The organism is Pseudomonas sp. NA-150, assembly GCF_044336365.1.
In the GTDB taxonomy this organism is placed as follows: domain Bacteria; phylum Pseudomonadota; class Gammaproteobacteria; order Pseudomonadales; family Pseudomonadaceae; genus Aquipseudomonas.
On sequence record NZ_CP172305.1, the window covers coordinates 5,914,542 to 5,926,931 of the forward strand.

Sequence of the window (12,390 nt, forward strand, 5' to 3'; positions counted from 1 at the left end):
TTGCGTACAACACGGCATCCCGTCGGAGCGGAAAACAAGAGCACCACCAAGCCAGACCAACCATGAGTCTGGCCTTTAAAAAAAGCAGTATGGGAGCTTCAAAACGTGAAAAAAGCTAGTACCGCATTACTCGCCTTGTCGATTTCCACGGCAGCAGCCATGGCTCACGCGGAAAGCGTCAGTCAGGATTTCACCCCGACAAGCTTGAGCACTACCAACGCCCAAAGCGCAGCCACAGGCCTCGTTGAAGGGTCGACCCTGGGGGGATCCACCAAGAACTTCTTCGCCAAGGAAGAAAGCACTCGTCAGGACCTTTTCAGCTACCAAAAGGACGGAACAAAGGAACCGACTCCACGTCGTGATACCTGGACCCAAGGCACCATCGTCGATTACACCTCGGGTTACACCCAAGGCATCATCGGTTTTGCGGCAGAAGCAGCGCTGTACAATGAAGTTGCACTGGAACGTGGCCATGGCGCTATCGCTGGCGGCGGCAACCGCACCCTCACTGACAGCGACGGCGACGCCGTAGATCAGTGGAGCAAAATGGGTCTGGGGAATATCAAGGCACGTGTTTCGAACACCGTTTTGACTGCTGGCCGTCAATCCGTGAACACTCCGGTTATCGCCTACATTGGTAACCGTGCATTGCCTTCGAGCTTCCAGGGTTTCGGCCTGAAGAGTGATGAGTTCGACAACCTGTCGCTGCAGGCCGGCACCTTCGATCGCGTTTCGCCGCGTACCGAGCAAAGCCTGACCAAGTTCGTTTCCGAGTACAGCGACACTCGCCACGAAACTTCTGACCGCGTCAGCATGGCTGGCGCCGACTGGACACCGTCCAAAGCGCTGACCATTTCTGCCTACGCTTCGAAGGTTGAAGACTTCTGGAATCAGTACTACTTCCGCGTCGCCCACGACTTGGGTGATAGCTCGGTCCTGGCGTTGAACACCGACTTCAACTACTACAAAACCAAAGACACAGGTCAGAGCAAGCTCGGTGGTATCGACAACGATACTTACAGCCTGGCATTCACCCTGAGTCACCAGGCTCACAGCCTGACCCTGGCGTACCAGAAAGTCGACGGTGACGAGTACTTCGACTACGTCCACGAAACCAACGCGATTTTCCTGTCCAACTCCTTGCTCTCGGACTTCAACGGCCCGAACGAGAAGTCGATCCAGATCGCTTACGCCCTGAACATGGCCGAGTACGGCGTACCAGGCCTGAAATTCAGCCTCTACTCCGCGCGCGGCTTCGGCATCGACGGTACCCACTACAAGGGTGGCGCGTATGACAGCGTGCTGACTATGGACGGTGAGAAGCATCAGGAATACGGCTTCGGCACCAGTTACACCCTGCAAAGCGGCCCGCTGAAAGCGAGCAGCATGAAAGCGACCTACACCACCCACCGCGCTTCCACCAACCAGATTGACGGCAGCCTGCGTGAGTTGCGCATCGTGACTACGATTCCGTTCAAGTTCTTCTGATACCGGCAATAACGTCTGTGCGGCCAATCCGGGTCGCACAGACCACTACTATTCACGTGTCCGCGGAGGGTTTATATGAAGTTGCTTTCTCTACGTAATTCGATTGCGTTGGCCTTGTTCAGCGTTGCCGTCAGCGTTTCCGCCAAACCGTTGGTGGTGTGCACCGAGGCGAGCCCTGAAGGCTTCGACATCGTGCAATACACCACCGCCGTGACCGCCGACGCCTCGTCGGAAACGATCTTCAACCGCCTGATTGAATTCACCCCCGGCACTACCGACCTGGCGCCAAGCCTGGCGGAAAGCTGGGACATCAGTCCAGACGGCCTGACCTACACCTTCCATTTGCGCCACGGCGTGAAGTTCCAGACCACCGACTATTTCAAACCGACCCGCGCGATGAACGCCGACGACGTGCTGTGGAGCTTCCAGCGTCAGCTGGACCCGAAGCACCCTTGGCACGACAAATCGCTGATCGGCTTCCCTTACTTCGAAGACATGGGCTTCAAAGACCTGCTTAAAGGCGTGGAAAAACTCGACGACTACACCGTCAAGTTCACTCTCTCGCGGCCGGAGTCGCCGTTCCTGAGCGACCTGGCAATGGCCTTTACTTCGATCTACTCCGCGGAATATGGCGACAAACTGCTCAAAGAGGGCAAAACCGCCGAATTGAACAGCAAACCTATCGGTACGGGGCCGTTCATCTTCGACCGCTATGCCAAAGACGCCCAAGTCCGCTATAAAGCCAACCCTGATTACTGGAAGGGAAAACCGCCGAGCGAGGCGCTGATTTTTGCCATCACGCTCGATAACAATACGCGTCTGCAGAAGTTAAAAGCCAACGAGTGCCAGATCGCGCTTTACCCGAAACCGGACGACATCGCCGCCATCAAAGCCGACCCCAAGCTCAAGATTACCGAGATGGAAGCGATGATGACCAGCTACGTCGCGATCAACACCTCGCACAAGTACTTGAGCGACCCGCGCGTACGTGAAGCGATCAATCTGGCGTTCGATAAAAAGTCCTACCTCAAGGCATTGTTTGGCGAAGGCAAGGCAACTGAAGGCATCAACCCGTATCCGCCAACGCTGCTAGGCTTCGCCAAGGATATTCAGAACGAACCCCACGACCCGAACAAGGCGCGTGCCTTGCTCAAGGAAGCCGGTGTTCCTGAAGGTACGGTGTTTACCCTGTTCAGCCGTAACGGCGGCGCGGTGACCAACCCGAACCCACTGGTCGGGGCACAGATGTTGCAGTCTGATTTGGCCAAAGTGGGGATCAAGGTCGATATCCGCGTTCTGGAATGGGGCGAGATGTTGAAACGCGCCAAGAGCGGCGAACATGACATGGTATTTGCAGGTTGGGCAGGTGATAACGGTGACCCCGATAACTTCCTTACGCCAAATCTAAGTTGCGATGCCGCTAAAAATGGTGAGAATTACGCCCGCTGGTGTAACAAGCCATTTGAAGATGCGATTTCCGAGGCGCGCAAGGAGACTGATCCGGCCAAACGTGCCGCACTCTACGAGCAAGCCCAGCAAGTGTTCCACCAAGAGCACCCGTGGATCAGCCTGGCTCACCCCAAGCTGTTCACTGCCATGCGTAGCAATGTCGAGGGCTATCACATCAGCCCGCTGACCACTAATAACTTCGCCACCACACAGGTGAAGTAGAGAAAAATACCGGCGTCCCTCGTAACCCGAGTGACGCCGGTGCACGCCTAACCGGCTGATGAGGTACACGAGAAGATGTTTAGTTTTATTGCCCGCCGCGTGGGGTTATTGATACCCACCTTCTTCGGCATCACCCTGCTGACCTTCGCCCTGATTCGTTTGATTCCGGGCGACCCCGTGGAAGTGATGATGGGGGAGCGCCGGGTCGACCCGGAAATGCATGCCCAAGCCATGGAACGCCTTGGTCTGAACAAACCCCTTTACGCGCAATACCTCGACTACGTCGGCAAGCTCGCCCATGGCGATCTCGGCGAATCGTTACGTACGCGTGAAAGCGTCTGGACCGAGTTCACGTCACTGTTTCCAGCCACTCTGGAACTGGCAACGGCGGCTCTGATCTTCGCTGGCATCCTGGGCCTGTTGGCCGGGGTGATCGCGGCACTCAAGCGAGGATCCCTGTTCGACCATGGGGTGATGGGCATCTCCCTCGCGGGGTATTCGATGCCGATCTTCTGGTGGGGCCTGATTCTGATCATGTTCTTCTCGGTATCGCTCGGCTGGACACCCGTCTCCGGACGTATCGACTTGCTGTACGACATTCCGCCCAAGACCGGCTTCATGCTGATCGACACCCTGCTCAGCGATGAAGCGGGTTCGTTCCTCGACGCCCTGCACCACCTGATTCTGCCGGCCATCGTGCTGGGCACCATCCCGCTGGCGGTGATCGCCCGGATGACCCGCTCCTCGATGCTCGAAGTGCTGCGTGAAGACTACGTGCGTACCGCACGGGCCAAAGGCCTGTCGCCCGCTCGCGTGGTATTCGTCCACGGCCTGCGCAACGCCCTGATCCCGGTACTGACTGTGTTCGGTCTGCAAGTCGGCACATTGCTGGCCGGTGCAGTTCTGACCGAAACGATCTTCTCCTGGCCGGGTATCGGCAAGTGGCTGATCGAAGCCATCGGCGCCCGGGACTACCCTGTGGTGCAGAACGGCATCCTGTTAATCGCCTGCCTGGTGATTCTGGTCAACTTCGTAGTGGACATCCTCTACGGTTTTGCCAACCCACGCATTCGTCACCAGCGCTGAGATCATCCTAATGAGCACACCTACTCCTTCGGCAGCAGTCGATCAAAGCCTGCTGTATCCGTCCGTATATAAAGAGTTCTGGCAAGCATTCGCCAAGAACAAAGGCGCCGTCGCCGGCCTGGCATTCATGCTGCTGGTGATTTTCTGCGCGATCTTCGCCCCGTGGGTTTCCCCCCATGACCCGAGCGAGCAATACCGCGACTTCCTGTTGACGCCGCCGTCCTGGCTGGAAGGTGGTCAGATCCAGTTCCTGCTCGGTACCGATGAACTGGGGCGCGACCTGTTATCGCGCCTGATCAATGGCTCACGCCTGTCGCTGCTGATCGGCTTGTCCTCGGTGGTCATGTCGTTGATTCCAGGGATCCTGATGGGCCTGCTCGCCGGGTTTTTCCCGCGCGTTCTGGGTCCGACCATCATGCGTCTGATGGACATCATGCTGGCCCTGCCATCGCTGCTGCTGGCAGTGGCTATCGTCGCGATCCTTGGCCCTGGCCTGATCAACACCATTATCGCTATCGCCATCGTCTCGCTGCCGTCCTACGTGCGTCTGACCCGTGCTGCGGTGATGGTCGAACTGAACCGCGACTACGTCACCGCTGCCCGTCTGGCCGGCGCTACCTTGCCGCGCCTGATGTTCATCACCGTGCTGCCGAACTGCATGGCACCGTTGATCGTACAAGCGACTCTGAGTTTCTCCTCGGCGATTCTCGATGCTGCGGCATTGGGCTTCCTCGGTCTGGGTGTACAGCCGCCTACGCCTGAGTGGGGCACCATGCTGGCCTCGGCCCGTGACTACATCGAACGTGCCTGGTGGGTCGTGAGCCTGCCGGGCCTGACCATTTTGCTCAGCGTGCTGGCAATCAACTTGATGGGCGACGGTCTGCGCGATGCGCTGGACCCGAAACTCAAGAACGCCGCCTGAGGAGATTCGCATGGCACTTTTAGATATCAAGAATCTCAACGTCCGCTTCGGCGATGCCAAGGCCGTGCCGGTTGTCGACGGTCTGTCCCTCAGCGTGGAAAGAGGCGAAGTCCTGGCCATCGTTGGCGAATCGGGTTCCGGTAAATCGGTGACCATGATGGCGCTGATGGGTTTGATCGACGCCCCCGGCATCATCACCGCCGACTCGCTGAACTTCGACGGCAAAGAACTGCTCAAGCTCAACGCGCGCCAACGCCGCAAAATCATCGGCAAAGACATGTCCATGGTGTTTCAGGACCCGATGACCGCGCTGAACCCGAGCTACACCGTCGGTTTTCAGATCGAAGAAGTCCTGCGTCAGCACCTCGGCATGTCCGGTAAAGCGGCTCGCCAACGTGCGCTGGAACTGCTGAAAAAGGTAGAAATCCCAGGCGCCGAATCGCGTCTGAATGCCTACCCGCACCAACTGTCGGGCGGCATGAGCCAGCGTGTCGCGATCGCTATGGCGATTGCCGGCGAGCCGAAGCTGCTGATCGCCGATGAACCGACCACCGCACTGGACGTGACCATCCAGGCACAGATCATGGAGCTGTTGCTGGCCCTGCAGAAAGAGCAGGACATGGCACTGATCCTGATCACCCACGACCTCGCGGTCGTTGCCGAAACCGCCCAGCGCGTGTGCGTCATGTACGCCGGTCAGGCGGTTGAAGTCGGTCAGGTTCCGGGGTTGTTCGACGTTCCTGCACACCCGTACAGCGAAGCACTGCTGGCGGCGATTCCGGAACACAGCATGGGCGCTGCGCGTCTGGCCACGCTGCCGGGCATCGTTCCCGGTCGCTATGACCGTCCGCAAGGTTGCCTGCTGTCACCGCGCTGCCCGTACGTACAAGACAAATGCCGGCAACAGCGTCCGACCCTGGACCCTAAAGCCCACAGCCTTGTGCGCTGTTTCTACCCCTTGAATCAGGAGGTGGCGTAATGAGCGTCGTACTTACCGCCCGCGACCTTACCCGTCACTACGAAGTATCCCGCGGCATGTTCAAGGGCCACGCGCTGGTTCGCGCCCTCAACGGTGTGTCTTTCGAACTGGAAGCCGGCAAGACCCTGGCAGTGGTGGGTGAGTCGGGTTGTGGCAAGTCCACCCTGGCCCGCGCCCTGACCCTGATCGAAGAACCGTCCTCAGGCTCGCTGAAAATCGCTGGCCAGGAAGTCACCGGTGCCAGCAAGTCCGAGCTCAAGCAATTGCGTCGCGACGTGCAGATGGTGTTTCAAAGCCCGTACGCCTCGCTCAACCCACGGCAGAAAATCGGTGATCAACTGGGCGAACCCCTGCTGATCAACACCAACCTGTCGCGTGCCGAGCGCCGTGAGAAAGTGCAGGCGATGATGCAACAGGTCGGTCTGCGTCCTGAGCACTATCAGCGCTACCCGCACATGTTCTCCGGTGGTCAGCGTCAGCGTATCGCCCTGGCACGCGCCATGATGCTGCAACCGAAAGTGCTGGTGGCGGACGAACCGACCTCGGCGCTGGACGTGTCGATTCAGGCGCAGGTGCTGAACCTGTTCATGGACCTGCAGCAAGAGTTCAACACCGCGTACGTGTTCATCTCGCACAACCTGTCGGTGGTGCGTCACGTCGCTGACACGGTGTTGGTGATGTACCTGGGTCGTCCGGCGGAAATGGGGCCAAAGGAAGAAATCTACAACCGCCCTCTGCACCCGTACACCCGTGCGCTGCTGTCGGCGACCCCGACTATCCACCCGGATCCAACCAAGCCGAAGATCAAGATCGTCGGCGAACTGCCCAACCCGCTCAACCCGCCAAGCGGCTGCGCCTTCCACAAGCGCTGCCCATATGCGACCGAGCGCTGCACCACCGAAGAGCCTGCACTGCGTGTACTGGACAACCGCCAGGTTGCCTGCCACCACGCCGAGCAGTTCATCGAGTAATGGACAGGCGGTGTGTCTGACACACCGCCTGTCCTGCATACAACACCTCTGTAGGAGCTAACTTGTTAGCGAGCTGTTTGACGCGGTATGTCAGGTAGGACGCCTCGCGAACAAGTTCGCTCCTACAGGGGAAATGTATTCAATCAATACACATCCCGCCGATAACGCCCCTGCTCGATCAAGTGCTCGACTTCTTCAGCGCCCAGCACCTCGCTCAACACCTCATCCACCCCCGCTGCCATGCCTTGCAAGCTGCCGCAGATATAAATCGCCGCACCTTGATTGAGCCATGCCTTCAACTCATCAACCGATTCACGCAACAGGTCCTGCACATAAACCTTCTCAACCTGATCACGAGAAAACGCCAGGTCCAGCCGCTTCAATTCCCCCGCAGCCAACCAACCTTGCAGCTCTTCTCGGCAGTGGAAGTCGTGAGCACTGTTGCGCTCACCAAACAGCAACCAGTTGCGCTGCTGCCCTCGGGCGATTCGTGCCTTGAGCAGACTGCGCAACCCGGCCAGCCCTGTGCCGTTGCCCAGCAGAATCATCGGTACCGGTTCATGGGGCAGGTGGAAACCGCTGTTGCGCCGCAGCCGCATGCCAATCGTCCCGCCCAGCACCGCCTGCTCAGTCAGCCAGCCCGAACACAGGCCTACGCCACCATCGTCATGTACTTCCTGACGCACAATCAGTTGCAGGCTGCCATCGGCCGGAATCGAGGCAATGGAGTATTCCCGTGGAGTGTCGCTGCCGGGTGCCAGCACTTCCACCAGATCCCCCGCGCTCCAGTTCTGCGCTTCAGGCGGGGTCAGCCCCAGCAGATAGACCTTTGAACCGCTGCTGCCGGGGTTCAGCCACTCGCGCTGGCTCAGCGTCCAGCCAACAAACTCCGGCGCCTGGAATGCTTCAAACGACTCGTTACCCGTGACCTGACTCAGTTGCCGCTGCCAATTCTGCAGCGCCGTTTGATCTCCGCTGTCGACCTCAATCGGTGCGAACAGCGTGCTGCCGCCGCGTTCGGCGAGCCAGTCATGCAGACGTTTGGCGAAACCGCAGAAGTGCTGATACTGCCGATCACCCAGCGCCAACACCGCATAATTCAGCCCACTCAGGGACAGCGGTCGACCCAGCACGCTGCGCTCGAAACCGCGCGCACTGTCCGGCGCCTCGCCATCACCAAAGGTGCTGACCACAAACAACGCATTCTGGCTTCGATGCAGATCCTGTTCGGTGACGTCGGCCAGTCGCTGCACCCGCACCGGCAAGCCGGCTGCCTGCAATTGACCGGCAGTCTGCCACGCCAGTTGTTCAGCGAAGCCGCTTTGACTGGCAAAACCAATCAACCACGACGGAGTACCACTGTCGACAAGGTCCGACACACCCACCCGCGCCGCTTTGATCTGGCGCTTCTTGCGACGACGGTCCAGGTACAGCAACCAGCCGGTGATAAAGAACAATGGCATCATCAGCGCCGCAGACGTCATCACCAAGCGCCCGGCGATACCGAAATAACTGCCCACATGCAGCGCATAGTTACTGATCAGCAGTTTGGCGCCGAGGCTCTTGTCGGCATAACGCGACTGGGCACTGACCTTGCCGGTGGCAGGATCGAGGCTGATCTGATTCAGTGCGCGTGGATGCTCGGCATTGCGCAACAGATAAAAAACCATCGCGGGCTGCCCCGCCACCGCCGGTAGACGCAGGTTCCAGCTGGCCAGCTCGGGCCCGGCGACACGCTGGATGCTGTCCCACACCGCCCCATAATCCACGGTCGGCGGTGGCCCCTCAGGCGCCATGCCTTTTGCGCCGGGACGCGGGCCTTTGCGCAACTCACCCGAGGGCGAATCGCCGAGCAGCTTGGTCATGCCGTTGCTGTACCAATCGTAGGACCACATCAACCCGGTCAGCGCCGATACCAGATAAACCACCAGGCACCAGGTACCGAACACCGAGTGCAGGTCCCACTTGAAGGCTCGGCCTTTCTTCGCCCAATCCAGCGTCAACCAGGCACGCCAGTTCAACGCCTGACGAGGCCAGCGCAGATAAAGACCCGACAGGCAGAAGAACAACAGGATCAGGGTACAGGCGCTGGTGATTTGCTTGCCGACATCACCCATGACCAGATAACGGTGCAGTTGCAGGTTCAGCGCAAAGAAATCCTGTCCGCTGACATCGCCCTGCAACTGCGCGGTATAAGGATCGAAATACACCAACTCGCCACGGCGTTCGCCGGGTTTGGGCGTGAACAGCACCCGTGCGGCTCTGTCGCCTTGGGTGTCGGCCCACAGCATGGAAACGGTCTTGCCGCTATTCGCTTCCAGCCTGTGTGCCAACTCAATGGGCGGCAAAATCCCGGTAGCGCGTGGCTCGACCCGAACCACCTCAGGGTTGAACAGTTCCAGCAGTTCGTCCTGAAACGATGTCATCGCTCCAGTCACGCCCATCAGCGCCAGGACCAGACCCGCACTGATCCCGAAGAACCAATGCACCTGAAACAGGACTTTCTTGAACACCTTGACGACCTCAATAATCCGCTGCAGCGCATTATGCCGCATAAACAGAATAAATTCTCATCTGTGTCTGATTCTTATTTGTCGATTCACAATGACGGTGACCCGCTGCCGATCCACCCAGCGATGTATTTACATGAGTGAGCCGGAGAACCGAGCGATGGGCATGACGTCACTCAATACGATTAAATGTTGCAATGTGCTTGAGTTAAAACTAGCGACTCTTCTTTGGAAGAGAGACCTGCACATCTTACGACAGGATTACATATCCTGATATTTCATTAGACTGACCAACCCCCGCAATCACTGACCCTCGGCGAAACTTGGTAATTCGCGCTAGAAATATCCTACAACAACAGACCACTATTCCCCTTTGACGACCCTAACCCTGCAATTTACTATTTTCTCCATGCAGTGGATTGTTTAATCGCACATGACAAACACTGCATACATTTTCCGAGAACCACCCTCAGAATTATTAAAGGATTAATAATCATGACCCAACAAATTTTCAGCCTTGCCGAAGGGGCTGCACGGGCTCCGGAGCAGTTGCTGGCTGCCTCCGTCGCAGACTCGGATGACGACACCCGGGCCACAGGCCTTGTTTTAACCAAAGAACAAATAAAACATATCAAACGGTATGAACTTGCCGGTCTTGCGCTGCCGACAGCATTAGCCGATGTCATTGCTTACCTGGGCTACGAAAATGGCGCGGGCAAGGGGCTGGAGGCGACTGATTTTCAAAGCACCTTTACACTGATTAATGGCCACGCCAGGCTGTGGAGTCCGTTGCGCACGGACTTGTTGAGCGTAGGCGACAAACTCGTCATGTTCGCCCAAAAAATACAAATATATGGCAAAGGCATAACTGAGGTATTTGATGATATCAAAGCCCTGGGGATCGTCGAAAAATACAATATCACCACGCTGGAAGATCTGCGCAGGGTAGAGAGGGAACTGGGAGACGAGTTTCCCGGTATAGAGTTTTCAAAACAGGATGAAACAAATCGAAAGGACATCGGTTATTTTCTGGACCAGATCCTGAAGCATGTCAAACAACAAGAAGCCGACGTGAATACCATCAAGTTTCGGCTCGATGCGTTCGGCTTTCTGCTTGAGACCAAAATCGGCCCCGCCATCAAGCTAAAACTTGCCACCATCGATAACAACTCCCTGGGCGCCGAAATCAAGGCATTGCAGGAAAAAATCGATACACGGGACAAGGATATCGACGAAAAAAACAAAGAATACAAACAGCTGGTAAAGGAGGCGGTTGGAAGCATCACTAGCGGTTTGATCATGATCATTTACTTGAGCGTGCAGGCTGAAAAAATCCGCAAGGAACGTGACAAGTTGCGTAAACAACAAGAAGTTGATATCGCACTCATGGAGAAAAAAAACCGGATTCTGGCCTCTCTGAGCCGAGTACGGATGGACTTTCAGGACCTCGATCTGGTGGTCCTTGATGCCGACATTGCCACCAAAAACCTCATCTACATGTGGGGCAGCCTGAGTAATTTCATCGCGACGTCCAGCGGTGAGGTAGATGCCATTCACGATGGCCTGACCCTGCGCAGGTTCAAGATTCAATTCGAGGCTGTGGTGAATCCATGGCAAAACATTGAAAAAAACGCTTACGCGCTGCTGCACGTGTTTGCTCAAGCAGATAGCGAATTCAGAGCAGAATATGGAGATCAAAAATGAATAATGTCACTCAATTTCCCTCGGTTGTTGATTACCCAGAGCTGGACGCCAAAGCACTTCACGACGCCAGCCGCGGCGCAGGCACCGCAGGTATTGAAGTCAAAAGGCTGTTTAGTCAAACAGAGTATCTGCCGACCCTGCACTCACGCGTGACTGATGTCGACAACGCTATACGCGCGACCAGTTTCAAACTTCGGGAAGTTGTGCAATCAATCGGCATCAAGCTGGCGATTAATACAAAAACACTCAGGGCCTATCAGGCCGAACTGAGCAGTGCACCAGACTCGGACAGGCAAGAAATCCTAGAGGATATTGCCGCGCAAATTCTCAAAGTCTCTAACGTCGTGAACAAAGAACACAACACACTCAAGAAACTGCACGCACCGATGACCGCAGCGGTGGATCGTATAGCCACCAGCCAATACCTGAACCAACTGGCCGCCGATAAGGTCCGATTGCCCACCGAAATGCTGGAAATAGACAGCCGGATGGACGACTTGGCAGAGAAACGTAAAATTCTGACACAGGCAATGGCGCTGATTGAAGCAAAAGGTTTTGCCGAGGTGGGTAAGGAGACCCTGCTCAATGCTCAGGAGATGGCGAAACTGGGAATGGCCGGCCCCGAAGTGGCGGTGGTAGAAACAGCCATCGAACTGGCTCAACAGCTCATGGAAAAGCTAGAACAACTGGTCAACTATTTTGGATTGATGGACGCGCGCAACACTGTTCGCAAACAGATGGATGACCTGCTGGCCAAGGCGCATGACAAAACCGCAGAGTTGCGTCTGGTTGATATGAAAAGCAATCTGATTACCGCCTCACATGATTTTGATGATCACCGAAATCTGTACATCAGCGAATTTGAAAAAATAATCGAAACGAACCTTTCGTTCCTCAGCGTCCATCGCTCTGTTGACGCCGAAGACCAAGAGGCTGTCTCCCAGTTTGTGATCGATGCCAGCGAGCTGGCCAATCATCTGAAAGTTGTCGGCTGAGTTTTTAATGGTCATTCCGACGCCGTGGCAATCCGTTTGCTCCAGCGTCGGCGCTTTCGAGGAC

At 56.8% G+C, this 12,390-nt stretch carries 9 protein-coding genes; 8 read left to right on the forward strand and 1 reads right to left on the reverse strand.

Annotated features, from left to right (window positions below):
• Positions 1 to 105 precede the first annotated feature (105 nt).
• The 6 genes from ACF0H7_RS27725 to ACF0H7_RS27750 all read left to right on the forward strand — a co-directional run bounded on the left by ACF0H7_RS27725 (position 106) and on the right by ACF0H7_RS27750 (position 7,117).
• Positions 106 to 1,488 carry an OprD family porin gene (locus ACF0H7_RS27725; protein ID WP_397450001.1) on the forward strand — a complete coding sequence of 461 codons (1,383 nt, stop codon included), beginning with the start codon at positions 106 to 108 and terminating at the stop codon, positions 1,486 to 1,488.
• A gap of 75 nt (positions 1,489 to 1,563) precedes the next feature.
• Positions 1,564 to 3,159 carry an ABC transporter substrate-binding protein gene (locus ACF0H7_RS27730; RefSeq protein ID WP_397450002.1) on the forward strand — a complete coding sequence of 532 codons (1,596 nt, stop codon included), beginning with the start codon at positions 1,564 to 1,566 and terminating at the stop codon, positions 3,157 to 3,159.
• 75 nt (positions 3,160 to 3,234) lie between these two features.
• Positions 3,235 to 4,245 (forward strand): ABC transporter permease subunit, encoded by a 1,011-nt coding sequence (locus ACF0H7_RS27735; RefSeq protein WP_397450003.1) that lies wholly within the window; start codon positions 3,235 to 3,237, stop codon positions 4,243 to 4,245.
• A 10-nt stretch (positions 4,246 to 4,255) separates the two neighbouring features.
• On the forward strand, positions 4,256 to 5,167 hold the full coding sequence (locus ACF0H7_RS27740; protein ID WP_397450004.1) for an ABC transporter permease subunit: 912 nt from the start codon (positions 4,256 to 4,258) through the stop codon (positions 5,165 to 5,167).
• Between the two features lie 10 nt (positions 5,168 to 5,177).
• Positions 5,178 to 6,146 (forward strand): ABC transporter ATP-binding protein, encoded by a 969-nt coding sequence (locus ACF0H7_RS27745; protein ID WP_397450005.1) that lies wholly within the window; start codon positions 5,178 to 5,180, stop codon positions 6,144 to 6,146.
• Complete coding sequence (locus ACF0H7_RS27750) at positions 6,146 to 7,117, forward strand: peptide ABC transporter ATP-binding protein (protein WP_397450006.1); 972 nt, start codon at positions 6,146 to 6,148, stop codon at positions 7,115 to 7,117. The genes ACF0H7_RS27745 and ACF0H7_RS27750 overlap by 1 nt, the downstream gene beginning before the upstream one ends.
• A 143-nt stretch (positions 7,118 to 7,260) precedes the next feature.
• On the opposite strand, the gene ACF0H7_RS27755 is transcribed toward ACF0H7_RS27750, so the two are convergent.
• Positions 7,261 to 9,672 (reverse strand): PepSY domain-containing protein, encoded by a 2,412-nt coding sequence (locus ACF0H7_RS27755; RefSeq protein WP_397450007.1) that lies wholly within the window; start codon positions 9,670 to 9,672, stop codon positions 7,261 to 7,263.
• Between the two features lie 450 nt (positions 9,673 to 10,122).
• Here ACF0H7_RS27755 and ACF0H7_RS27760 point away from each other — a divergent pair, with 450 nt between their 5' ends.
• Positions 10,123 to 11,331 (forward strand): alpha-xenorhabdolysin family binary toxin subunit A, encoded by a 1,209-nt coding sequence (locus ACF0H7_RS27760; RefSeq protein WP_397450008.1) that lies wholly within the window; start codon positions 10,123 to 10,125, stop codon positions 11,329 to 11,331.
• The gene (locus tag ACF0H7_RS27765; RefSeq protein ID WP_397450009.1) at positions 11,328 to 12,326 is read left to right on the forward strand and encodes an alpha-xenorhabdolysin family binary toxin subunit B; all 999 of its coding nucleotides are present in this window, start codon (positions 11,328 to 11,330) and stop codon (positions 12,324 to 12,326) included. The genes ACF0H7_RS27760 and ACF0H7_RS27765 overlap by 4 nt, the downstream gene beginning before the upstream one ends.
• Positions 12,327 to 12,390: the final 64 nt, after the last annotated feature.